The organism is uncultured Porphyromonas sp., assembly GCF_938039215.1.
GTDB lineage: Bacteria > Bacteroidota > Bacteroidia > Bacteroidales > Porphyromonadaceae > Porphyromonas.
This window is the reverse complement of sequence record NZ_CALHVI010000032.1, coordinates 22,435-47,801: the sequence shown is the minus strand read 5'-3', so window position 1 is coordinate 47,801 and position 25,367 is coordinate 22,435. Positions and strand designations below refer to the sequence as shown.

At 55.1% G+C, this 25,367-nt stretch carries 19 protein-coding genes and 1 tRNA gene; 3 read left to right on the top strand and 17 right to left on the bottom strand.

The features are described from left to right. Positions 1-156 precede the first annotated feature (156 nt). From Q0336_RS04555 to argS, 14 genes are all read right to left on the bottom strand, one after another. Complete coding sequence (locus Q0336_RS04555) at positions 157-489, bottom strand: translation initiation factor (protein WP_298526143.1); 333 nt, start codon at positions 487-489, stop codon at positions 157-159. 4 nt (positions 490-493) lie between these two features. Beyond that, complete coding sequence (gene coaD / locus Q0336_RS04550; RefSeq protein ID WP_298526142.1) at positions 494-985, bottom strand: pantetheine-phosphate adenylyltransferase; 492 nt, start codon at positions 983-985, stop codon at positions 494-496. Positions 986-993: 8 nt separating this feature from the next. After that, positions 994-2,160, bottom strand: a complete 1,167-nt coding sequence (locus tag Q0336_RS04545) for a Xaa-Pro peptidase family protein (RefSeq protein WP_298526141.1) — start codon at positions 2,158-2,160, stop codon at positions 994-996. 24 nt (positions 2,161-2,184) lie between these two features. Next, positions 2,185-3,756, bottom strand: a complete 1,572-nt coding sequence (dnaB, locus tag Q0336_RS04540) for a replicative DNA helicase (RefSeq protein WP_298526140.1) — start codon at positions 3,754-3,756, stop codon at positions 2,185-2,187. A 16-nt stretch (positions 3,757-3,772) separates the two neighbouring features. Next, the gene (gene lepA, locus Q0336_RS04535; protein WP_298526139.1) at positions 3,773-5,560 is read right to left on the bottom strand and encodes a translation elongation factor 4; all 1,788 of its coding nucleotides are present in this window, start codon (positions 5,558-5,560) and stop codon (positions 3,773-3,775) included. A 286-nt stretch (positions 5,561-5,846) separates the two neighbouring features. Beyond that, on the bottom strand, positions 5,847-7,112 hold the full coding sequence (locus Q0336_RS04530) for a type IX secretion system plug protein domain-containing protein (protein ID WP_298526137.1): 1,266 nt from the start codon (positions 7,110-7,112) through the stop codon (positions 5,847-5,849). Between the two features lie 12 nt (positions 7,113-7,124). Continuing rightward, positions 7,125-7,730 (bottom strand): riboflavin synthase, encoded by a 606-nt coding sequence (locus Q0336_RS04525; protein WP_298526135.1) that lies wholly within the window; start codon positions 7,728-7,730, stop codon positions 7,125-7,127. Between the two features lie 154 nt (positions 7,731-7,884). Beyond that, a tRNA-Pro gene (locus Q0336_RS04520) sits at positions 7,885-7,957 on the bottom strand. Positions 7,958-8,102: 145 nt separating this feature from the next. Next, on the bottom strand, positions 8,103-9,602 hold the full coding sequence (gene gltA, locus Q0336_RS04515) for an NADPH-dependent glutamate synthase (RefSeq protein ID WP_298526133.1): 1,500 nt from the start codon (positions 9,600-9,602) through the stop codon (positions 8,103-8,105). Between the two features lie 195 nt (positions 9,603-9,797). After that, positions 9,798-11,051, bottom strand: coding sequence for an acetate kinase (locus Q0336_RS04510; protein WP_298526130.1), 1,254 nt, complete (start codon positions 11,049-11,051; stop codon positions 9,798-9,800). Between the two features lie 31 nt (positions 11,052-11,082). Then, a complete protein-coding gene (gene pta, locus Q0336_RS04505; protein WP_298526128.1) occupies positions 11,083-12,099 on the bottom strand; it encodes a phosphate acetyltransferase in 1,017 nt (338 codons plus the stop codon). A 302-nt stretch (positions 12,100-12,401) separates the two neighbouring features. After that, positions 12,402-14,375, bottom strand: a complete 1,974-nt coding sequence (locus tag Q0336_RS04500) for a fructose-1,6-bisphosphatase (protein WP_298526126.1) — start codon at positions 14,373-14,375, stop codon at positions 12,402-12,404. Between the two features lie 36 nt (positions 14,376-14,411). Next, on the bottom strand, positions 14,412-16,688 hold the full coding sequence (locus Q0336_RS04495) for a TGS domain-containing protein (protein ID WP_298526124.1): 2,277 nt from the start codon (positions 16,686-16,688) through the stop codon (positions 14,412-14,414). Positions 16,689-16,794: 106 nt separating this feature from the next. After that, positions 16,795-18,591 (bottom strand): arginine--tRNA ligase, encoded by a 1,797-nt coding sequence (gene argS, locus Q0336_RS04490; RefSeq protein WP_298526122.1) that lies wholly within the window; start codon positions 18,589-18,591, stop codon positions 16,795-16,797. A 544-nt stretch (positions 18,592-19,135) separates the two neighbouring features. On the opposite strand from argS, the gene Q0336_RS04485 reads away from it, so the two are divergent. The 3 genes from Q0336_RS04485 to Q0336_RS04475 all read left to right on the top strand — a co-directional run bounded on the left by Q0336_RS04485 (position 19,136) and on the right by Q0336_RS04475 (position 22,216). Then, a complete protein-coding gene (locus Q0336_RS04485) occupies positions 19,136-19,555 on the top strand; it encodes a DUF2141 domain-containing protein (protein WP_298526120.1) in 420 nt (139 codons plus the stop codon). Between the two features lie 87 nt (positions 19,556-19,642). Further along, entirely contained in the window at positions 19,643-21,727 is a 2,085-nt protein-coding gene (locus Q0336_RS04480; protein ID WP_298526118.1) for a TonB-dependent receptor, read from the top strand. A 39-nt stretch (positions 21,728-21,766) separates the two neighbouring features. Beyond that, complete coding sequence (locus tag Q0336_RS04475; protein WP_298526116.1) at positions 21,767-22,216, top strand: DUF2141 domain-containing protein; 450 nt, start codon at positions 21,767-21,769, stop codon at positions 22,214-22,216. A gap of 73 nt (positions 22,217-22,289) precedes the next feature. On the opposite strand, the gene Q0336_RS04470 is transcribed toward Q0336_RS04475, so the two are convergent. The 3 genes from Q0336_RS04470 to rpiB form a co-directional block, all read right to left on the bottom strand. Beyond that, entirely contained in the window at positions 22,290-23,549 is a 1,260-nt protein-coding gene (locus Q0336_RS04470) for an FtsX-like permease family protein (protein WP_298526114.1), read from the bottom strand. Beyond that, positions 23,550-24,743: an AI-2E family transporter gene (locus tag Q0336_RS04465; RefSeq protein ID WP_298526112.1), complete on the bottom strand. Its 1,194-nt coding sequence runs from the start codon at positions 24,741-24,743 to the stop codon at positions 23,550-23,552. A 178-nt stretch (positions 24,744-24,921) separates the two neighbouring features. Further along, positions 24,922-25,359, bottom strand: a complete 438-nt coding sequence (rpiB, locus tag Q0336_RS04460) for a ribose 5-phosphate isomerase B (protein WP_298526110.1) — start codon at positions 25,357-25,359, stop codon at positions 24,922-24,924. Positions 25,360-25,367: the final 8 nt, after the last annotated feature.

Sequence of the window (25,367 nt, the reverse complement as noted above, 5' to 3'; positions counted from 1 at the left end):
ATCAGTGGGGTCGCTCTAGTGTGGTGCTTGCTCGGGAGGATATATATAATGGTATCATGAAGCGAGCCCGAGTCCTCTAGCATGCTACTAGGGGGCTCGGGCTCGAGTAGAAGTATGTCACCGAAGTAAAGACTCAGTCTCGGTGTTGGTATGTGATTACTTGGCTTGACGGTAGCCGAGGCTGTGGAGGATGGTGAGGAGCTTCTGACGCTGGTCGCCCTGGATGATGATCTCTCCGTCCTTGGCCGAGCCGCCGACTCCACAGCGCTGGCGTAGGGTCTTGCCTAGTGCCTCTAGATCGGCTGTCGTCCCGACAAAGCCCGTGACTAGGGTGACCTCCTTACCTCCACGTTGCTTGCGTGAGAGGGAGAGGCGTAGCTTCTGATGCTCGGGGGCTAGAGTAGGGAGCTCTTCCTCGCTCTCGGTCGTGTACTCGTAGTCGGGGTTCGTGCTATAGAGCACACCGAGACGCTTCTTCCAGTCAGACATAGGGTTAGGCTTGAGTGGCTGATGGGTGAGCAGGATCGACCTTTAGTGAGAAGCCCTCGGGAAGGAAGGCAGATACATCTCCTCCATAATGAAGGAGCTCACGCACGACGGTCGAACTGATGTGCGTCAGCTGCTGGGAGGCAGGAAGCAAGACGGTCTCCATATCAGCTATATGACGATTGAGATCCGCTAGCGTACGCTCATACTCCATGTCTGTGCTACTGCGCACACCACGTAGAAGTGCTTGCACTTGGAGCTCCTGCGCTAGAGAGACAGTCAGTCCCGTGTAGGTCATGACACGTACTCGGGGCTCATCAGCATAGTAGCGAGAGATCTGCTGGAGACGCTCCTCCGCCGTGAAGAGATTACGCTTGGACTCATTGGTGCCGATGGCGACGATGACCTCATCGAAGAGATCTAGACCTCGAGCTACGATGTCGGCATGACCTCGGGTAAAAGGGTCAAACGACCCTGCATAGAGTGCTATTCGCTTCATCGTCGTGCTTAGTGCTTGGTGAGGTCGATGATCTCCTCGGGTGCAGGGGTGAGGTTCTCGATCCCCGTCTCTGTGACGAGATAGGTGCTCTCGATCCCTACGGCTCCGATATGAGGGAGGACGAACTTAGGCTCGAAGGCTACGACCATCCCAGGCTGGAGCGTGTCTTTGCTTCGTCCCATGAGGACGGGAAGTTCGTTGATCTGTAGTCCTAGCCCATGCCCTACGAACTGTGCCTGTAGCTCCGTGCCCATGAAGTACGGCTCAGCACCAGCCTCCTTGACAGCGGTGAGGCAGTCATTGTAGATCGTGGCGCAGGAGGTACCTGGGCCAGCCTGCTGGATGATCTCACGATGCATCCGTCGGCTTAGTTCGTGCAGACGATAAGCCTCCTCAGGGAGCTCTCCGATCGAATAGGTGCGGGTCATATCGGAGCAATAGACCCCGTAGTTCCCTGCCATGTCGATCATGACGGCCATCCCTGGGCGTAGGGGAGTGCCATTAGCCCCTAGGGGAAGAGCCACTGAACCAGCTCCTCCTAGAGCGAAGTCATAGGGCGAAGGTGCTCCGGCATTATCTCCCGTGAGGAGGCTACCCATGAAGATCTCCATCGCCGATCCGAAGCAACGGAAGAGGCCGATCGATCCTCTACGACGCATCTCCCGCTCGATCTCGATCTGTAGATCTCTGTCGGTCATCCCCTCACGATAGAGGCTTGGGATCATGGCATAGGTAGCGATATGATGCTGGGCACCCTGACGTATCTGCTCGATCTCAAGTGGGGTCTTCACCATGCGAGCCTCACGAAGGAGGGCCGTAGCATTGTGTAGCTCGGCTGCGGGGAAGAGCTTCTGCTGACGCTGGATGTCCCCATAGCTCTGCTCGTCAAGCTCTAGGGCTACAGAGCTGATCTTTGCAGTATCGATGTAGTCGGTGAGCTGCTCTATCTTGCGGATGTGGTGCACGGTCTCTGACTCGGGCTCCGTCTGAGGGCGACGGATGAAGAACTGAGCCTGCCCCGTCTGGGGAACGAAGATAAGTCCAGAGAAGACCTGCCCAGAGAGGTAGAGGAGGTTGACATTGGACGTGACGACGAGGGCTTCTATCCCCTGTCGGCTGAGGAGCTGCTGGAGCTTCTCTACACGGAGCTGATAGTCCGGATGGAGGAATCGCATTGTGGTGATCTGATGGTATGAAAGTTAGAATGGGGGATCGTTGCGCTGGATGGGACCACTCAGCGGATCGATCTGTTCGGCAGGTGTGGGTACACCAGCGGGCTGAGGAGCTAACCCCTTAGCCGCTCTTCCGAGACGACCTCCACGAGGGCTGCCCTCCTCCTGAGTCAGCTGAGCGAGCTCACCCTTGGGAGCAAAGCGGGCATAGTCTGCCTTGAAGGCTAGGCGCACATCACCCACGGGCCCGTTACGATGCTTGGCGATGATGAATTCGCCTACACCTCGGAGCGATTCGCCCGACTCGGGGTCTACTGTGATCTTGTAGTACTCAGGGCGATGGATGAAGCATACGATGTCGGCATCCTGCTCGATTGCACCCGACTCACGCAGGTCAGAGAGCTGAGGACGCTTGCTATTGGCATCACCTCCCTGCACACGATTCTCCACGCCACGGTTGAGCTGTGAGAGGGCGATGATGGGGATGTTGAGCTCCTTGGCGAGCATCTTAAGCGATCGGGAGATGGTACTGACCTCCTGCTCACGGTTGCCGAAGCTCATCCCGCTGGCATTCATCAGCTGCAGGTAGTCGATGATGATGATCTTGACCTGATGCTCACGCACGAGACGACGTGCCTTGGTACGAAGCTCGAAGACCGAGAGGGAGGGCGTATCGTTGATGTAGAGAGGAGCGCCCTCGAGCGTCCCGATACGATTGTTTAGTCTTGTCCATTCCTCCTCACTGAGGCGACCACTCTTGATCTTCTGCCCATCGATCTCACAGACATTGGAGAGGAAACGCTTGACGAGCTGGACGGCACTCATTTCGAGGTTGAAGAGCGCCACGGGGATCCCATGGTCTACGGCCATGTACTTAGCCATGGAGACGACGAAGGCCGTCTTACCCATAGCAGGACGAGCAGCGATGATGATGAGGTCGGAGTTCTGCCAGCCCGAGGTCATCTGGTCGATGTCGGGGAAGCCTGTCGTAAGACCACTGATCCCCTCCTCACGGTTAGCTGCGACCTGCATCTCGTTGATCGCCCCCTTGACCAGCGGATTGATGGGGACGAAGTCTCGGGTAGAGTTCTGCTGGGCGATCTCAAAGAGGGAGCCTTCGGCCTGCTGGATCTGCTCCTGGATGTCGATGATATCATCGTAGGCCCCCTTGAGCGTGGAGGATGCCATACCGATGAGACGGCGACTGAGGGCCTTGTTGTATAGGATGTCTGCGTGTGCCTCTAGGCTACCCGTAGACATGACCTTGGTCGTGAGCCCAGCGATGTACGAAGCATCACCTACCTCCTCGAGTACCCCCATGCGACGAAGCTCCTCGGTGACGGTGAGCATGTCGATGGGCTGCTGTGCCATGGCCAGCGTGACCATGGCGGTATAGATGAGCTCATGCGCCTTGACATAGAAGGTCTCAGGACGGATCTTCTCGCTGACACGAGCATAGGCATCCTTCTCTAGGAGGATAGCACCGAGTACAGCCTCCTCGAAGTCTGGGGCTTGAGGGGGTATGCGCCCATCGAGCTCCATAGGCACGACGGGCTGAGCCTTCTTAGGGCTTCGCTTGGTTTGCTTGGTGGTCGGCATAGAGGCTGGGGGATGTTTAGTCGAGCTTGAGGACAGCGAGGAAGGCCTTCTGAGGGACCTCTACTGTACCGATCTGCTTCATACGCTTCTTCCCCTCCTTCTGCTTCTCGAGGAGCTTACGCTTACGGGATACGTCCCCCCCGTAGCACTTAGCCGTCACGTCCTTGCGCACGGCCTTGATCGTCTCACGGGCGATGACCTTAGCCCCGATAGCCGCCTGAATAGCGATGTCGAACTGCTGGCGTGGGATGAGCTCCTTAAGCTTCTCACACATGCGACGACCGAAGGCTACACTATTGTCTACGTGCGTCAGTGTCGAGAGCGCATCCACGGGGTCTCCATTGAGGAGGATGTCGAGCTTGACGAGCTTCGAGGGACGGAAGTCACTGAGGTGGTAGTCGAAGGAAGCATAGCCCTTGGAGACACTCTTGAGCTTGTCGTAGAAGTCGATGACGATCTCCCCAAGCGGGAGGTCAAAGAAGATCTCGATGCGGTCGCCCGAGATATACTCCTGCTTGATCAGCTGACCTCGCTTGCCGAGGCAGAGCGTCATGATGGGGCCGATATACGCTGTATTGGTGATCACCGAAGCTCTGATGTAGGGCTCTTCGATGTGGTCGATCGAGGTGATGTCGGGTAGTCCCGAGGGATTATGTACCTCCTTGCATTCGCCCTTCTTGTCATAGACCTTGTAGGATACGTTGGGGACAGTGGTGATGACGTTCATCCCAAACTCACGGTCGAGACGCTCCTGGATGATCTCCATGTGCAGGAGACCTAGGAAGCCACAGCGGAAGCCAAAGCCCAGAGCGATGGAGCTCTCGGGCTGGAAGGTCAGCGAGGCATCATTGAGCTGGAGCTTCTCTAGTGAAGCACGGAGGTTCTCGAAGTCTTCGCTCTCGATGGGGTAGAGCCCTGCGAAGACCATGGGCTTGACCTCCTCGAAGCCCGCAATAGCTTCCTTAGCCCCCCCATCGATATGTGTGATGGTATCACCGACCTTGACCTCACGGCTGGTCTTGATCCCAGAGATGATATAGCCGACATCACCCGTAGAGATCTCCTTGCGGGGCTCCATATCGAGGCGAAGGACACCGACTTCGTCAGCATCATACTCCTTGCCTGTGGCGATGAACTTCACATGATCGCCCTTGCGTATGCGACCATTGACGACCTTGAAGTAGGCGATGATCCCACGGAAGGGGTTGAAGACGGAGTCAAAGATCAAGCACTGTAGAGGAGCCTCGGGATCGCCCTTAGGTGCAGGGATGCGCTCGACGATCGCACGAAGGATGTCATCGACACCTAGCCCCGTCTTGCCACTGGCACGGATGATCTCTTCACGCTTACAGCCGAGGAGCTCGATGATCTGATCTTCGACTTCCTCGGGCATGGCACTTGGGAGGTCTACCTTGTTGATCACGGGGATGATCTCCAGATCATGCTCCAGAGCCATGTAGAGGTTGGAGATGGTCTGAGCTTGGATGCCCTGAGCTGCGTCGACGATGAGTAGTGCCCCTTCGCAGGCGGCGATAGAGCGGGAGACCTCGTAGGAGAAGTCTACGTGCCCTGGGGTGTCGATGAGGTTCAGGACATAGTCCGCACCATCCAGCTGGTAGTTCATCTGGATAGCGTGGCTCTTGATGGTGATCCCTCGCTCACGCTCGAGATCCATATTGTCGAGTACCTGCTCCTGAAGGTCCTTCCCCGAGACGGTCTGTGTCGTCTCGAGTAGGCGGTCAGCCAGCGTACTCTTCCCATGGTCAATATGGGCTATTATGCAAAAGTTACGTATATGCTTCATCTTGGATGCAAAGATACTAAAGCCCCCGAAGTCTGCCCAATTCTGACCCGCTAAGATGCCTAGATGCTGGTATCTAACCTGCTTCGCTGAAAGACCCCTTTCATAGCTCGCCCGAGTGACCCATGAATGGGTCGGTGCGGTACCCCATGAATGGGTTTCTAAAGCGACCCATGTATGGGTGTGTTTTTCGTACCCTCATTCTCCATGAAAGAGAAGCGTCTAGGCTCGCTCCGAAGAGGTGGCCTAGACGCTTGATGAGAGGGGTGATGAAGAACAGTTGTGGTCTCTAGAACTCCAGCACGCCGAGGAGCTGATCGGCTCGGTCGGAGGGGGAGCGGTAGTAGGCGAGGAGGGTGTAGTAGTTCTTCGTCTCCCAGTGATCTCCGACGGTGGGGGCGGAGAGGAGGGTCGATGAGCCCTCGGGAAGGAAGAGGTACTGGTACTCCTGATAGCCGACCTTGAGGGGGAGGGTTGTGGTGTAGCTCTGGGTGGCTTCGTCGTAGCGTAGGGTACGGCCCTCGAGCGAGCGGTAGCGAAACGCCTCACCCTCGAGGAGCACCCGTCCTCCCTTGAGGCGAGGGCTCTCGAGAGTGAAGGTGACCCAGTGATAGTCCCCTTCAGTCTCGGGGCTAGCGCTCACGTCGGAGCGGATGATCTGTATCCCTTGGTGGCTCTGCTCGGTGCTGTAGGGGAGGAGGGATCTATTTCGCTGAGGGTAGAGCATGAGCTGATAGCCTTCATCCGTAGGACGGCTGTCTGCTACCCCTAGTCCTCGGATGCGGTCAGAGAGGTGCTCGAGCTTGGAGTAGGTATTGCCTCCGAGGAAGTGCGCTCCTCGAGGCCCTTCGTAGCTCAGCCGTCCCTGCATGTAGCTGGAGGGGGCAGTGAGGGTTACGGCATTGTCCCAGCGGGCATTCTGTAGGACGACGATACGCAGCTCTTGGTCTAGCCTACTAGAGAAGCCCGAGGGAGCTTGTACCTTGAGGTCGATCTCTTGGTGCTTCCCCAGATAGTCCTGCCAAGCCTCACCCGAGACGCTGGCGGAGAGAGTGAGGGTGGGGGAGACGACAGCGAAGGGGACTTCGAGCAGAGCTACCTCGGGCGAGGCAGGGTCATATATGGTGATGCGGTAGTTCCCCGATCGCTTGAGCTGGGTCTGCTCATTGGGGAGCGTGAGCGTGTAGTGATCGTAGGGGATGAGCGTCCCTGAGCTTGGCATAGGGAGCTCTAGCTCTGCGCCATCGAAGCCCGAGAGGTACTCTACGGGAAGGAGCGAGGAGGGACTCCAGTCGGCATCATAGTGCCGGATGCGGTAGCAGAGCCGTGCACCTTCGCCCGCTATGAGGTCGAAGGTGAGGCGGAGCTCTTCGGAGGAGCCAAGCGTGAGGTAATAGAAGTGGGGACGCTCCGCAGAGCTTCGTCCAGCGATGCGCATCGTCACCGCTCCGAGCTGAGGCTCTGTGGGTAGAAGAGGAGCACCCTCAGCCCTTAGCTCCGAGAGGAGACCAAGGGTGAGGGTGCAGAGGAGTAAGCGTAGCGTACGAGCCCGCATGTGTCGTAGAGGCTAGAGGGTGTATTCGTTCATCTTGCAGAGGTACTTCCCGACGATGTCGAACTCGAGGTTCACGACCGAGCCCACACGGATATCCTTGAAGTTCGTGTGCTCATGTGTGTAGGGGATGATCGCCACACCGAAGGAGGTCTTCTCCGAATTGCAGACCGTGAGGCTGACCCCATTGACTGCTACCGATCCCTTCTCTACGGTGATATAGCCCTTGCGAGCTAGGGCAGCATCCGTCGCATGCTCGAAGCGGTAGAGCCAGCTCCCATCAGCCTCTTCGACGGAGGTACAGACGGCCGTCATGTCTACATGCCCTTGGACGATGTGCCCATCCAGCCTACCCCCGAGGAGCATGCTACGCTCGAGATTGACCCGATCCCCAATGGAGAGCTTCCCGAGGTTGGACCTGTCGAGTGTCTCTTGGATGGCCGTCACCGTGTAGGTATGCTCGTCATGAGCTACGACGGTGAGGCATACTCCGTTGTGTGCTACACTCTGGTCGATCTTGAGTTCGTGAGCAAAGGGACAAGAGAGGGTGAGGTGAAGATTCTCCCCTTCACGCTCTAGGGCTACGACCTGCCCGCAAGCTTCTACGATTCCTGAAAACATAGTATATGATATGATGCTATTAGTTGAATTGCTTCTTTACGGCAAAGATAAGACATCTCCCCTAGCTTCTCGCTACTTTTCGCAGGTGAAGAGTAGCGAGAAAAAGAAAAGGTATCAGCCCTAGCGACTGATACCTTATTTCCTTGGTCTTCTGTCGGGATGAGAAGACTCGAACTTCCGACCTCCACGTCCCGAACGTGGCGCGCTACCAACTGTGCTACATCCCGAATGCGCTCAGTATCTCGGATGCTGAGGCATCGCAAAGTTAAGGAATTTCTATTGACTAGAGGCGGGTAGGAGGGGCGAATTTAGAGGCTTTTGCCATCATCTTCCCTCAGCGAGCGGCCGTCCTATTCTAGGCGGAGACTTCCATCACACGAGTGCTCCCTCTTCGATGCGTCCAGAGAGCTTCTGATGCATGGCGGTAGCTGCTCGCCGTCCGTCTCCCATAGCTAGGATGACTGTCGCCGCTCCACGGACGATATCCCCCCCAGCATAGACATCCGTCATAGAAGTCTGCTTGTCATCTCCTACGATGATATTACCCCACTTATTGACTTCGAGCCCAGGCATGGAGTTAGCCACTAGAGGATTGGCCGAATAGCCGATGCAGATGACCACCTCGTCGATGGGCATGGTGATGATATCACCGGGGATCGCCACGGGGCGACGTCTACCGCTCTCGTCAGGCTCTCCTAGTTCCATGCGCTGCAGACGCATAGCCGTGACCCGTCCAGACTCATCGCCTAGGTACTCTACGGGATTGTGTAGGGTGAGGAACTCCGTACCCTCCTCACGAGCGTGCTTGATCTCTTCGGCACGGGCGGGCATCTCCTCTTCGCTACGGCGATAGACGATGACGGCTTGCTTCGAGTCGAGACGGATGGCCGTACGGACAGCATCTATAGCGGTATTCCCCCCGCCGATGACAGCGACACGCTTACCACGAAGGCTGGGGAGCTCGGCGGCGAGCTCTTCGGGGCTCATGAGGTTGTACTTAGCTAGATATTCGCTGGCGGTGTAGACCCCCTTGAGGTCTTCACCTGGGATGCCCATGTAGTTGGCTACTCCCACACCCGTGGCGATGAAGATACCCTCCATTCCTTGAGCTTTGAGGTCCTCATAGGTGATCGTCTTCCCCACGATCGTATCCGTCTCGAAGTGCACGCCTAGGTCACGCATCTTCTCCAGCTCATCCTCGATGATACTATTCGGCAGGCAGAACTCTGGGATCCCATAGCGAAGGACTCCCCCGAGCTGGCTCTCTGCCTCATAGACGGTGACATCGTAGCCCCACTTAGCCATATCGGTGGCGAAGGATAGCCCTGCAGGACCACTCCCGACGACAGCGATGCGCCCACGCTGAGGGTGGGCAGACTTCTGAGGCTTGATACTGCGATCTCGGTGCAGACGCTCGTAGTCGGCGACATAGCGCTCGAGATTGCCGATGGATACCGCTTGCTTCTTGAGACTGACGGTATAGATGCACTGGCTCTCGCACTGCTTCTCCTGAGGACAGACACGCCCACATACGGCAGGCAGCGAACTCGTCTCACGGATGATATCTAGAGCTTGGAGCATCTCGCCCTTCTCTATAAGCTTGATGAACGAGGGGATGTGTATGCCCACAGGACAGCCTTCGACACAGCCTGGTGTAGGGCAGTCTAGGCAGCGACGAGCTTCGGCCATAGCCTCCTCTCGTGTGTAGCCTAGTGAGACTTCTTCATGGAATGATGTGATGCGCTCCTCGATCGGGAGCTCGGATACTGCTGTGCGCTCTTGGAGGATGCGCTCTTTGTTGGGATGAGCCTTACGTAGCTCTGTGCGCCAGTCCTGACTACGCCGCTCTTTGATTAGCTCTTGCTTGGTCATGATATCGAGTAATCTTGTATCGTGTTACCCAGCTTAGTAAGTGATAAAATACAGAAGCAAAGATAAGCAAAGATAGAAAGGGGCGAAACTATGGGTACATCCCCCACAAAAAGAGGCTATGATCTCCCGTGTCCGAAGACAGGAGATCATAGCCTCGCTGGTAGGTAAGGGGAGATGCCCCTAAAGTAGTAGGAGCTACTTGCTCAGGATATCGTAGGTGTCTCGTGCGATCATGTACTCCTCATCGGTAGCTACGACCACGACCTTGACACGGCTATCGGGGGCACTGATGATCTGGCTCTTACCACCGAAGGTCTCGCTATTGAGCTGCTCATCCAGCTTGATACCTAGGAATTCGAGCCCAGAGCATACATCCGTGCGTAAGGCAGCCCGATTCTCTCCGACCCCTGCTGTGAAGACAAGGAGATCAAGACCACCAAGAGCAGCAGCGTAGGCACCGACATACTTCTTGACACGGTAGGCATGCATCGAGAGCGCTAGCAGGTCACGGTGAGAGCCCTGCTTGGCTGCTGCATCGACATCACGCATATCCGGCCCTTGGGTACTGATCCCTGCGACCCCACTCTTCTTCGTCAGGAGATAAGTCACATCTTCGGGATCGAAGTGTGTCTTCCCTGGGGTAGGAGTCTTCAGATAGGGGGCGATGAAGTCAGGGTCAAAGTCCTTCTTGGAGAGGATGTAGTCGATGACTCCACTATCGATATCGCCCGCACGGGTACCCATGATCAGGCCCTCGCTGGGGGTAAGCCCCATGGAGGTATCGATACACTTGCCATTGAGGACAGCAGCCATAGAAGCCCCGCTACCGATATGGGCGGTGACGATCTTGATCTGTGAGCGGTCGAGACCAGCGAGCTCTGCCCCCTTGGCACTCACATAGTCGTGGCTCGTTCCATGGAAGCCATAGCGACGGATGCGATACTTATCGTAGAACTCATAGGGGAGGGCATACATGTAAGCATGCTCGGGCATGGTCTGGTGGAAGGCTGTATCGAAGACCCCTACTTGAGGGATCTGAGGAAGTACCTTCGTCACTGCTTCGATACCGAGGATATTGGCGGGGTTGTGCAGAGGAGCCAGCTGCGAACATTCGTGGAGCATGCTGACGACCTCGGGAGAGATACGCACACTCTCAGCGAAGCGCTCTGCCCCGTGTACCAGTCGATGACCGATCGCATCGATCTCATCGAAGGAGGCTACGAAGCCCTCTTCCTTGAGGATGTCGAGGATGATCTCTACACCACGGGTATGATTGGGGATGTCGTAGTGACGCTTTACCTTCTCGCCTGCGAGGTTGCGGAAGGTGATGAAGGAGTCATTGATGCCAACACGCTCTTCGTTACCAGAGGTCAAGACCTGATAGTTGGGGAGCTCAATGAGGGCGAACTTCAGTGAGGAGCTGCCACAGTTGAGGACTAGGATTTTCATAGGATGTTACTTAGAGTAGGGATTACAGAGCTTAGCCCTTATTGGCCTTGAGTGCGATGGCTTGGTTGGCGGTGATAGCTGCCATCTTGTAGATGTCATCGATGGAGGCTCCACGGCTGAGGTCATTGACAGGAGCTGCCATCCCTTGTAGGACGGGACCTACTGCCTCAGCCCCTGCGAGTCGCTGTACGAGCTTGTAGCCAATGTTACCAGCTTCGAGGGAGGGGAAGACGAGGACGTTTGCCTTACCTGCGACAGTGCTGTCTGGAGCCTTGAGGGCTGCTACCTTGGAGACAAGGGCAGCATCAAGCTGGAGCTCCCCATCGAGCTGTAGGTCGGGAGCCATCTCCTTAGCGATGCGTGTAGCTTCGACGACCTTGTCTACCATCTCGTGCTGTGCACTACCCTTAGTAGAGAAGCTAAGCATGGCGATGCGAGGCTCTACACCAGCGATAGCACGAGCTGAGCCTGCTGAGGCCACTGCGATCTGTGCTAGTTCGGCAGCTGTAGGATTAGGCATGACGGCGCAGTCTGCGAAGAGTAGGAGACCATTGTCGCCGTAGTCAGCATTGGGGAGGAACATCATGAAGATACCGCTCACACAGCTGATACCAGGAGTAGTCTTGACGATCTGTAGCGCTGGACGGAGTACGTCTCCCGTGGCATTGATCGCCCCAGCTAGTTCGCCATCAGCATCCCCTGCCTTGATCATCAGACAGCCGAGATATAGAGGATCTTCGACGAGGACAGCGGCCTTCTCTTCGGTAAGACCCTTCTTGCGACGAAGCTCTAGAAGGAGGTCGATGTACTGCTGCTTCTTATCATGGTTCTTGGGATCAAGGAGGTTAGCCTTATCGATATGGCTTAGACCTAGCTCCTGAGCTCGTGAGCGGATCTCGCTGGGATTGCCTATCAGGGTGAGGCGTACGACCCCGTCTGCGAGCAGACGGTCTGCAGCTTTGAGTGTTCTTTCTTCGGTTCCTTCAGGGAAGACGATATGCTGAGGATTCGCCTTAGCCCTATCGATGATGTCTTGAATCAAGTCCATAGCGATGGGAGATTTGATGTTGAGTATTAATTATGTATGTGATCCAAAGTTAAGCAATATCTACTATCTATAGATGGGTAATAAGTGTATCTTGTATAGTCTCCTTGCTAAGGGGCTGATACAAAGACCACTCAGATCTATTATACATGCAAATAGATAGAAGATAAGTGGCTAGGAAATAGCTAGAAGTGAGTATAGATAGCGAATCTACAAGCTCTAAGGTCATAAAAAGCCCCTCCTCATACCTCCAGAGAATGGGAGGGAGAGGAGGGGCTTTGAGCTAGACAGGGTAGGATCTAGAATTATTCTCGCTCCTTGATCAGACCATGACGATAAGCATAGAGGAGCTTCTTCAGCTCTTCGATCTGATCCTCTAGGATCAAGCCTTGGTCTGTATCTCGGACTAGGATGCGATCTGTAGAGTAGGCCTTGACAACCGAGGTGCTTGAGATGTCTTCCATGTGCTCAATCGCCTCCTTGGTCGAGCTGAAGGGCTCGTGCTTGACCAGATGTAGTCCCTGCGAGTTGAAGATCAGCGTGTACCCTGCAATCCCTGTGCTGGACTGATAGGCACGGCTAAATCCTCCGTCGATGAGCATGATCTTCCCTCCAGCTTGGACGGGATGTTCGCCCTTGACTTCACGGACAGGTACATGCCCGTTGATGATATGTGACTCGGAGCTCGTCAGACCAAACTCCTCGAGGATCATGTCACATACTTCCTTCTCAGTACGGTAGACGTAGTAGAAGCCCTTCTCCTCGTGATGGGTCTCCTTCTCTGCGATGAAGTAGCGTTCGAAGGTCGTCATCGCTGACTTGTCGAAGAGCGGAGAGTCTGGTCCGCACCAGAGGTACCACATGTAGTCGAGTGCTTCCTCGTGCTCAGGCTGGTCCGCAGAAGACCAGTGAGCAAGACGGACGAACTCATCGACTCGGTCCATCATGGCCTTACCTGTGTAAGTCTTCTTACCAACACGCACCTTGCGGAAGGTCTTATCCTCGTTGAGGGGCACAGAGGCATGGAAGAGCAAGTTGTGGTTGTAGGTAAGGTACATACCGCCCTTCTTGTAGAGGAAGTTGATATGCTTGAGGAGCTTCTCGCTGTGACGGAAGGAGTGCATCAGCTTCTCTACTACATCTGCTTCGGCATCCGTGAGTTTGTAGGGGTCATTAGGATCAATGGTGGGGAAGAAGGTGTCCTTGAGGGCATAGGTCTTCCCGTTGGGTAGGGTGATCGTCCCATCCTCTCTATTGATCCGGTGTAGGAGATCTCTCTCCTCCATCTTGTACTCAGGACGGCGTGCGATGATCTGATGCTCTAGCTTGAACTGGATGATAGCGATGGCCTTGTGCATCTGCCCCATGAGCTGGATGCTCTTCTCATCGTAGGTCTCATCAGCATCCCCAAGCTTAGGCATAAAGGGCTTACAAGGATCCTTAGCATAGACCTCCATCGCCAGACGCGCCAGAGGAAGCATATTGATCCCATAGCCACTCTCTAGGGTGGAGAGGTTAGCATAGCGTAGGGCGATACGTATGGCGTTGGCCATACTTGCGGCATTCCCTACAGCTGCCCCCATCCAGAGCATGTCATGATTCCCCCACTGCACATCGACATTGTGATAGGTCAAGAGCTTATCCATGATGAACTGCGCTCCAGGACCTCGGTCGAAGACATCACCTACGATATGCAGACGATCAATAGCAAGTCTCTGGATCGTCTCACAGATAGCGGTGATGAAGTCGTCTGCCTGACCTGTGTCGATGATCGAGTCAAGGATAGCTCCGATATAGGCGGACTTCTTGGGGTTCATGCTGTCCTCATGGGTCAGCTCCTGCGTGACATAGCTGTACTGAGGAGGCAGGGCTTTACGCACCTTGGAGCGGGTGTACTTCTCACTGACGCGCTGGAGGACCTTGATCAGCTGATTGAGGGTGACCTTGTACCAATCACGGCTGATCAACTTCTGCTGGCTCAGTCGCTCTAGACTTTCCTTAGGGTAATAGATCAAGGTGCAGAGCTGGCGAAGCTCCTGCTCACGGATCTGCCCAAGGAAGAGCGTCTCGACCTTGACACGAATCGTACCAGAAGCATTCTTCAGTACATGGATGAATGCTTCGTACTCCCCATGGATATCGGCAAGGAAGTGCTCGGTACCCTTAGGTAGGTTGAGGATCGCCTGTAGGTTGATGATCTCTGAGGCGGCAGTAGCAGCATTAGGGAACTGCTTGGAGAGAAGTCCTAGGTACTTCAGCTCTCTTTCAGTAATGTCCATAGTAACGTTAAGTTGTGTGTTTAGTTGAGTTCTTCTTTACTGTCTTGTAGCTAGCTCAGCGTGCTTGACACCCGAAGCGCTACGTATCTTCTTGAGTAGGATCGTCAATGCTTCACGACGCTCTACGTAGAGGACGAAGGAGCCGTGGAAGAGACCATCCTGCGAATTGATCGAATAGCTGCGGAGCTTGACCCCCGACTCCTTCCGAATGAGTGAGGTGATGTTGGTAGCGATAGATAGCTCATCTCGACCTACGACCTCGAGGGAGGCGACCTGCGTGCTTCCGCTCTCTCCATTCCACTTAGCGCAGATGATCTTGTGGGGGGAGTGAGCGAACATGTCGGGGGCATTGGGGCAGTTCATGCGATGCACCTTGATCCCACGTGTCGTCACGAGGCCAAAGACCTCATCGCCATAGAGTGGACGACAGCACTGCGCTAGGCTATAAGCCACACCCGTGAGCCCTCTGTCGAGGATAAGCACCTCCGAAGAACTGATTGGGCTATCCTTCTCCTCTGCTGAGCTGTAGGTGAAGTCCTCCGCAGAGCGAGCCGAGCCGATAGAGGGCTGAGCTTCGATGAGGGCTGCTGCAGCTAGCTCTTGTTCGTAGAGGTTGAGGAAGTCTTGGACTTCTATTTTACTATCGGTGAGATCTCGATAGAAGTCCGAGAGATTCTTGTAGCCCTTGCGTAGGGTGATGCGGATGAATGCAGCCTCGTCGAAGGGGAGCTTGCGGTTCTTGATTCGGCGCTGGATCATCTCCTTTGCCACACCGATACCTGCTTGCTCCTCGGCACGGAGGAGCTGACGTATCTTGGCCTTAGCCTTAGGGCTGACGACGATTGATAGCCAGCCTGCCTTGGGTGTCTGCTGTGGGGAGGTGAGGATCTCTACACTATCACCGTTGGAGAGCTGGTGGCGGAGCGATACGTTCTTCCCATTGACCTTCCCCGAGATAGCTCGTGCACCGACTCGACTATGTATGGCGAAGGCAAAGTCTAGGAGCGTAGCGCCCTGAGGGAGCTTGATGATCTCCCCCTTAGGAGTGAAGACGTAGATCTCCTGAGCCTTCAGTGTGAGTAGCGAAGACTCTAGCGTCTGGCGCTTCTCTTCCTCACCGGTGGCATCATCACGTACGGTCTCTAGAGCTTCACGCACAGAGGCGAGGAACTCATCAAGCCCACTCTCACTACGGATGCCCTTGTAGCGCCAGTGAGCGGCGACACCCTGCTCGGCGATGGCATCCATACGCTTGGAGCGGATCTGTACCTCTACCCAGCGATTACCTGGTCCCATGACCGTAGTGTGCAGGCTCTCGTAGCCATTACTCTTAGGGATGGAGATCCAGTCCTTGAGGCGCTCGGGATTAGGGCGGTACATATCGGCTACGATCGAGTAGATCTGCCAGCAGACTTGGCGTTCACGCTCTAAGGGGACATCGATGATGATGCGGATAGCGAAGACATCATAGATATCCTCGAAGGGTAGCTTCTTCAGCTTGTTGCTGATGGAGCTGACGCTCTTGACACGCCCCTTCATCTCGAAGGGCACATCCTGAAGGTTCTTCTCGAGTGACTCTCTGACGATGCGGATGAACTCTGCTATATAAGCATCACGCACATCCTTAGTCTCACGTAGCTTGCGTGTGATGAAGCCGTAGATCTTAGGCTGGAGGTACTTGAGGCAAAGGTCCTCCATCTCGCCCTTGATCTTGTAGAGCCCGAGGCGATGGGCAATGGGGGCATAGAGGAAGGAGACTTCCGATGCCAAAGCTCTGCGCCCTTCGCCGGTATAGATCTTCGAAGCATGACGTAAGAGGTAGAGGCGATAGGCGATGATGATGAGCACCACACGCATATCCTCGGCCATAGAGATCAGGAGGTTGTGGAAGTTCTCCGAGCTAATCGCCTCCTTGCGCATATAGAGCTCCGAGGTACGCATGAGTAGCTGGAGTAGGCGCACGACCTCCTCGCCACATACCGATCTGACCTCGCTCGCCGTGATGAGTCCGCTACTGAAGGGACGGTAGAGGAGGACGGAGAGGATGGAGTGAGCATTGAGGCCCAGCTCTCGGCTAATGAGGCAAGCGACCTCTAGCTGTACGATGATATCGGGGATGCTATGTAGCCCTTCATCCTCGGAGGAGAAGCTCCCAGCACGCACTGCCTCTATGAGCCAGTCTCTCACCTGGAGACGACAAGCTCTATCGAGACGAGGCTGGAGGACCCCGAGGAGGTAGCGGCTACTACTATAGATCTGGAGCTCTTGACTAGGGCTAAACATAGATGCGGATACGGCTGATACTGATACCATACTTCTCTCTGCTTCGAAAGGTACGAAATAAACTTATAGACTAGGAGGCTATCCTGCCTATCGCAAGATAGCCTCCATGAATATCGTCAGGATACTCCGAGTCCGATCACATGCGCTCAGGCATCTCGATACCCAGAAGAGCGAAGCCCGAAGCGATTGTGCGAGCGACGACTTCGGAGAGCGCTAGACGGAAGTCTCTTAGCTCCGTGCGCTCCTCTCTGAGGATGGAGAAGTCGTGATAGAACTGGTTGTACTCCTTCACGAGATCATAGACGTAGTTAGCGATGACAGCAGGGCTGTAGCTACGTGCAGCTTCCTCTACTGCTTCGGCATACTCGGCGACCTTAGCGATGAGTTCCTGCTCCTTGGTCGAGAGCTCTAGGCTCTCTGGAGCAAAGGAAGAGGGGAGGGTAATACCCGACTCTGTGGCCTTGCGTAGTACGCTGCGAATACGAGCATAGGTGTACTGGATGAAGGACCCTGTATTCCCATTGAAGTCGATACTTTCCTTGGGGTTGAAGGTCATGTTCTTGCGTGGGTCCACCTTGAGGATGAAGTACTTCAGCGAGCCTAGACCTACACGGCGAGCTACTTCGCTGGCTTCTTCGGGAGTCATGTCCTTGGCCTTACCCTGCTCTTCGGCGATGGTTCGTGCCGTAGCGATCATCTCATCCATGAGATCATCTGCATCGACGACCGTCCCTTCACGGCTCTTCATCTTACCCTCGGGGAGCTCTACCATGCCATAGCTGAAGTGTACGAGCCCCTTACCAAAGGCATAGCCTAGGCGATCGAGCAGGAGGGAGAGCACCTTGAAGTGATACTCCTGCTCATTGCCTACGACGTAGACCATCTTGTCGATGGGATACTCGTCGAAGCGCATCTTCGCTGTGCCGATATCCTGAGTGATGTAGACGGAGGTACCATCGGAGCGCAGGAGGATCTTGCGGTCAAGTCCTTCGTCCGTGAAGTCTGCCCATACGGAGCCATCGGGATCTTGGACGAACTTCCCTTCGCTGAGTCCTCGCAGGACTTCTCCCTTACCGAGGAGGTAAGTCTCCGACTCATAGTAGACCTTGTCGAAGCTCACACCCATGCGGTGGTAAGTCTCATCGAAGCCCTCGTAGACCCAAGCGTTCATCTTGCGCCATAGACCACGGATCTCCTCATCGCCTTCCTCCCACTTACGGAGCATAGCACGAGCCTCGGACATAAGCGGAGAAGCAGCTTCAGCCTCTTCCTTTGTCTTGCCCTCGGCCATCAGGGCAGAGACCTCTTCCTTGAAGTGCTTGTCGAAGAGGACGTAGAAGTCACCGATCAGATGGTCGCCCTTCTTCCCCGTACTTTCGGGGGTAGCTCCATTGCCCCAGCGCTGCCAAGCGAGCATGGACTTACAGATATGGATACCTCGGTCATTGACGATGTTCGTCTTGAAGACCTTATTCCCCGAAGCTTTGAGGATGAGGGCGATGCTGTAGCCAAGGAGGTTGTTGCGCACGTGCCCTAGGTGCAGAGGCTTGTTGGTATTGGGCGAAGAGTATTCGACCATCACGAAGGGAGCATCCTCGCTCGCCTGCTTGTGTCCGAAGGTCTCATCAGCACGGATCTCATTGAAGTCTTCGACCCAAGCTGAAGGAGCGATACTGAGGTTGAGGAAGCCCTTGACGACCTGAATAGCTGCTACCAGAGAGCTATGCTCCAGAAGGTAGGCACCTAGCTCTTGGGCGGTAACCTCAGGGTTCTTGTGTGAGATCTTAAGCAGGGGGAAGGTCACGAGTGTCCACTGCCCTTCGAACTCACTACGAGTCTTCTGGAGCTGGATCTGTGATGCTTCAGGGGCTTGTCCATAGAGCGCCTTCACGGCCTCTACTGTGGCATGCTGCAAGGACTGTATGATCGACATAATCGGTCTCTGATACGATAGAGTGATAGCTGAATAATATATGGGGTGAGCTAGACGCTCCCCACAGAATAGACTACAAAGGTAGCATTTATTAAGTGTTTGCTCATGCAGAAGGTCGTATTGGGACTCGATAGAGAGGAGCTTTATCTCCTCTCGAAGGGATGGAGGATGGGGGAGCGCTCTGGAGTGCCTTTTTGCGACCTATGGTGGGTCGCAAGAAAAACCTACTGTGGGTCGTCGAGGCGACCTACGGTAGGTCGCAGTGACGACCTACCGTAGGTTTCTGAAGCGTCATCCTGTAGGGTTCTTCTAAAAATAACCTATATCGCTGATATATAGTAGGGTAGAGCTAGGTGAAAGTACCCCGTCGGAAGTTTACTCCGACACCCTAGTTTGGGGGGATTTTCCTTGACCCATTTTGGGGTGACGTGTCAGTTTCTTAGTACGCATATACTAAGTGCTGGTTTTTACTACCTTTGTTGTGTAGGATCATCCTATAACACGCAAGTCTCCACAAAAGAGAATCAACTCATCTACACGGCCTATGAAACGAATCTATCTCGGTCTCCTCTCCGCCTTCCTCCTTACAAGCATAGCAGGCTGGGCACAGACGACTCATCGTCTCAACCTCGACATCGTAGGTATAAAAGAGAAGAAAGGCAATCTCTTGATCTCCGTCTACAGCTCCGCCGAGGACTACCTCAAGAAGCCCATCAAGACGCTCACTACACCCGTCGATGCCCTCAGCAAACGAGTAGTCATTGAGCTGGAGACAGGTACCTATGCGGTCGTCATCTATCAGGATCTCAATAGCAACGGCAAGGTGGATCGCAACTTCTTCCGCCTGCCCACCGAGCCCTGTGGCTTCAGTCGTGATGCACGTCCCAAGATGGGACCTCCCCGCTACAAGCCTGCGTCCTTCACCCTCAATGAGGATACCGAGATGAGGATCAAGATCAAGTAACACCAGCGGGCAGAAGCTCGTAACACCTTCGCAGACATGCCTCGTTCCCTTATTCTAAGTATCTTGTTCCTCCTCTTGGGGAGCACCTTGTCCCTACAAGCTCAAGAAGCACGTGAGCTCCGAGGACGAATAACCAACAGCTCTGATGAGCCACTCCCAAAGGTGCAGGTCCTCGACCAAGCTACGGGACGACAGCTCACCGAGACGGGGAAGGGTGGGGAATTCCTACTTACTCTCCCCGATAGTATAGAGCGTATCTCGCTGGTCTTCCTTGCCGAAGGCTATCAGTCGAAGGTGATGCTCCTTCGCCCTTCATCCCAGATCTATCGGATCATCCTCATTGAGGCGCAGCGGTCGATCGAGGGAGTCACCATCTCCCGCCGAAGGCTTCTGCCGATCTCGGGCTATGCTCCACTTACCTCCCGCTTCACAACCTTGGATATACTCATGACGCCACGAGCCCTCGGTGATATCCTCGGTGGGCTGATGGAGGATCCCGATGCTCAGAGCTCCGACACTGATGGGCGACTCAGTCTGCAGGGCGGTGCTCCTCATGAGAGCCAAGTCTATATCGATGGCTTGCGTCTACCTAATCCCTACAGCATCAGCTCCAAGAATTCATCGGTACGAAGCATCCTCTCACCAAGCGAATGCAAGGAGATAAACCTCCTCTCAGGGGGCTACTCTGCTTCGATGGGACAAGCACTCTCAGGTGTGGTCCAGATCCTCTCTCGGGATACGAAGGATGTCAAGCCTGGGAGCATCATAAGTCTGAGTAGTATAGGCCCTAGCTTCACATGGGGACTGGGTGCGCCTTCCTCCGCTACGAAGCTGGAGCTCTCAGCTAGCTACACCGACCTTTCCCTCTATGATCGGGTCATGCCGAGTGCCTACCCTTATACTCGTAGCTTCTATAGTCCTTCCCTCACGGCTTCCCTCTGGCATGACCTGCCTCAAGCGACGCTCAAGGCCCAGCTGAGCTATACGGGAATGGGCTTAGGCTACAGACCTAATGCCTCGCTACCTACATTCCATAGCCGCCTTCGGGAGGATCGTTATTATGGTCGTCTTACCTATGTACGAAGCCTAGGCACAGCGTGCCAGCTGGAAGTAGGCACTCATACTCAGTACTCCGACTTCTCGGGCTCATCCCTAGTCGCTCCACAGGACCAAGTCCTTGATCATGACCTCTATGCCGAAGCCCGCCTTGCCCTGAAGTACAGCGGTGAACCCTTCTCCATCCTCGGCGGACTTGACTACAGCTGGAGGGACTATCGTGAGAGCTACGAACTCACAGGAGGTCGATACCAACTGAACTTCTCAAACCATCTGCCCGTGTCCTTCCTCGAGGTCAGCTATCTACATCGAGGGCTGAGCCTCAGCGCAGGGCTCCGAGGTGAGTATGCGAGCCTTATCAAGGCTTGGAGCCTCGCTCCCCGCCTCTATGCGGGCTACCGACATGGCAGACATGTCTTCTCCGCCTCATGGGGGCGCTACACCCAGCTTCCCGAGAAGGAGATCCTCCGCTTCATGCCTGCGCTCAAGAGCAGCCGATCGGAGATCTCTCAGCTCTCCTACAGCTATGGCGACAAGACACCTCTCGTACAGCTCTCCCTCTTCTACAAGAGCTACCAGCATCTCACCCGCTCTCTAGCAGAGGGCTACCCCAAGCACTTCGACGACCAAGGGGGAGGGGAGAGCTATGGGCTTACGCTCTTCCATAAGGGAAGCCTCGGAACTATCGATTATTCGACTTCTTACTCCTATACCCAAGCTCAGCTGAGCTATGATCGCTACCTCCGCCCACTAGCCCCCAGCTATGTGAGCCCCCATACCTTCCGCCTCACGGCTAAGTACTGGTCGGGGGCGCTGAAGAGTCTTCTTGGCTGCAGCTACTACATAGATGCTGGGGCGAAGGGCTATAGCTATGACCTCACACCCATCCAGCTCCCTCGGCGCTCTCGGCTAGACCTCTCTTGGAGCTACATTGCCTCCAAGAAGGTGCTTCTCCACTTGGGATGCACCAACGTCCTTGGGACGACCAACTACTGGGGGATCGAGCCCGACCCGCTGACCCCCACAGAGGGCGTGCGTATCTCGCCACCCTCCTCTCGCTTCTTCTACATCGGCTGCTTCATCACCCTCTCGGGGAAGCAGAAGAAGACTCCCTAAAGATCATCCTATTCAACTCACTCTAATTCTCCTACGATCATGCGACACCTTAGACGCATCCTGCCCCTACTGACCCTCACGCTGGGGCTCCTCTCTCCTTCGCTCAAGGCTCAAGACACAGCAGAGAAGAAGACTCCACCTGCTCACCCTCTGACGCTCACTGTCGACGGGATCACCGAGCCCAAGGGAGAGCTCCTCATCGCTATCTATAGTTCTGCGGAGAGCTACCCTCAGAGTCCCTACAAGACGGCCATAGCCAAGGTGGACTCACTCACTAAGACCGTCCTTATCGACCTCCCCGAAGGGTCCTATGGTATTAGTCTCTTCCAAGACCTCAATGGGAACAAGACCCTCGACTTCAATGGCTATATCCCTGCCGAGAAGTACGGCTTCAGTAACAATGCTCCTGCCGAGCATGGACTTCCAAGCTTCAAGGATATCCTCTTCGTCTTCAAGCCGGGGGATGTCCAGTACATCACCTTACGCTAGAGGAAACACGAAAGCAAAAGCCCCTCTTCACCGAGCTGTGAAGAGGGGCTTTCTTTATGCCTATATTATGGAGTTAGTCGATGCGCATACTCTCTGCTGGATGGATGCGACTGACGAGGCTGGCAGGCACGATGACCATCAAGAGGATGACGAGCAGTGTACCGACGTTGATCCCCAGCCATAGTCCCAGATCGAAGTGGATCGGTACAGCATCGGTGAAGTAGTTCGTAGGGTTGAGCTTGATGACCTTGTAGTGTCGCTGTACGAGACTAAGTGTGAGGGCTAGGAGATTGCCCCAGAAGACTCCCTTGAGGATTAGGCGAGTAGCGATGAGGAGGAAGGTCTGTCGTAGCTGGGAGTTCGTAGCACCAAGCGCCTTGAGGATACCTATCTGCCTACTCTTGTCCAGTACGATGATGATGAGCCCCGTGATCATCGCAAAGCCTCCGACGAGGAGCATGAGGGAGAGTAGTGCATAGACATTGGTATCTAGGAAGGCAAGCCAGTTGAAGAGCTCGGGCTGGAGCTCTTGGCCGAGGTTCATCCCATAGTTCTCCTCTCCGATGAGGTCTGGACGAGCTTGGAGGCTCGTGATCAAGTGCTCTAGGACCGCCCCTGCCTCCTCGGGCTGGCGGAGCATGATCAGCAGGCGGCTGAAGGTATGCTCATCCCAGTGGTTGAGCTTCTGTAGGGTCGTGATCGGGCAGAGTGCAGGGGAGAGCTCAAGCCCCGTAGACTCATAGATCGCTTGGAGCTCAAAGACACGTATGCGCATCTTCTCTCCGAAGAAGTAGATACGGATATGATCTCCCACCTGATAGCCCATGCGTCGGGCCACGTGTGAGGGGAGCACGATCGGAGGGCGACCATCACTGCTCGTGGTGAAGGAGGGGAAGGCTCCCGAACGGATATTCTCCTCGAAGTAGCGACTTCGGAAGCTAGAATCGATCCCGTAGAGCAGGATCCCCGAGAAGTCGTCCTCCGTCTTGAGTAGCCCCGCCTGCTGGACAAGTGGGGTAGCGGTCTCTATCTCTGCTTGCTGACGGAGATAGGAGAGGAGTCGGGGAGCTATCTGGATCGGGGTCGTCGAAGTCTTCCAGTCGCTACCATAGCCATTGAGGCTGATATGTCCCGTCTGACTGAAGGCAAACTCATGGACTTGGCGGTGGAAGCCTAAGATGATCGTCACCGAGAGGAGCATGACACTCAGACTCAGTGCCACACCGATCGTCGTCATCCCAAGGATGGAGGAGAGCCGACGAGTCCCTTGGCGTGCTTTACCGCGAGAGAGCCCTTTGGCCAGGAAGATCGTAGCAGGAGAGAATAGCCTCATCTATTCGTTGGTCTCTGGGGTGGATACTGCTTCGGTAGCAAGGGCCTTGCTCCTACGCTTCTTCTTCGCATTGCGCTTCTCCTCATCTCGCTTACGTCGCTCGATGTAGTCTTCATCCTGCAGGACATAGCGCATATAGAGTGAGTAGATGAACATCGTAGCAGGTAGAGCGATGAGCATCCCGAAGAAGCCCAAGAGATAGCCCCATATAGATAGGACAAGGAGGATCAGCGAGGGGCGCATCCCCATCGTCTGTCCCATGATACGGGGGACGAGGATCATATCCTGGATCACCTGCACGATCATCAGCACTCCATAGCCAAGCAGGAGACAGATGAAAGCATTCTCACCGGTCTGAGCTGCCATCAGCAGGCAGGCGAGCCCCAGAGGGATGATACCAAGAGCCTGCATGTAGGGGATGAAGTTCAAGATACCGATAAGGATCCCCATAGCCGTGGCCATCGGTAGTCCGATGATATTGAAGCCCACAGAGAGCAGGAGCCCGACACTGAGGGCTACGAAGGCTTGGCCACGGAAGTAGTTGTTCATGTAGCGATCTAGATCGGAGAAGATCGCATGCACCGTGGGGCGAGATCTCTTGGGGAAGAGACCTATGAAGCCCCGTCCTAGGTTCTCAAAGTCTAGGAGGATGAAGATGAAGTAGATGATCCCAATGAGGAAGACAAAGCCCCAAGAGAAGACGGAGAGTGTGCCATTGATGATCCCTCCGAGCTGATCCAGCAGGAGCTTGGTATTCTCTAGGATATTCTCGAAGGAGAGGTGCTGTGAGAAGTTAGCCCAGTTGATGCCACCACTTAGGTAGTTACGGACATTCTTCGGCAGGAGCATCGTCAGTAGATCCTGCCCGCCATTGTAGCCTGAGATGACTTGAAGAGTCTTCTCGACCTCAGCCTTGACCGAAGGGACGACGAAGATGACTCCGAGGGCGACGATAGCTCCGAGCAGCAGGAGGGTAAGCAGGACAGAGAGCCCTCGGGAGCGCAAGCGCAGTGTGTACTGGAAGAAGCGCACCAAAGGCATCACCACATAGGCGAAGATACCTGCCAGCAGGAAGGGCAGGATGATACTCCATATCGCCTGAAGAGCCCAGAAGATGAGGATGACCAGCACAGCTAGGAGAAGAGCTCTAGACATGCGGTCGAAGGTGAGCGGGCGGGCGAGGAACTGTTTCATTGGATGATGAGCTAAGGGACGAGTGACTCATCCCTGAGTGTAGAGCATCGACTGAGATGCGGTCTCAGCCAGAAGGGTATAGCTAGCCCTTGGACCTGTATGGAGCCCAAGGGCTAGCCTGATGCAGTCACCCCTCGATGTCACTTAGCGAGGGGCATATAGCGAGAATGAGCTCGTCCTATTCGTGAATAGGGATCTTATCGACACGTGGCTGATGCCGTCCTCCCTCGAAGGCTGTATCGAGGAAGGCAGAGACGATCTCCTCGACCTGCTTCTCCGTGATGAAGCGAGCAGGGAGAGAGAGTACATTGGCATCGTTGTGCTCACGGGCGAGCTTAGCCAGCTCGACATCCCAGCAGAGGGCGGCACGTACCCGAGGGTACTTGTTCATGACCATGGAGATCCCATTGCCTGAGCCACAGACGGAGATCCCTCGGGAGAGCTCTCCCTGCTGGATCGCCCGACCCATAGGGTGGGCGAAGTCGGGGTAATCACATCGCTCGCTGGAGGGACAACCGAAGTCCTTGACCGACAGTCCACGAGCCGTAAGCTGAGCTTTCACGAGCTCCTTGACCTCGTAGCCAGCGTGGTCGGAGCAAATGCCTATCTGATTCATATCATCTA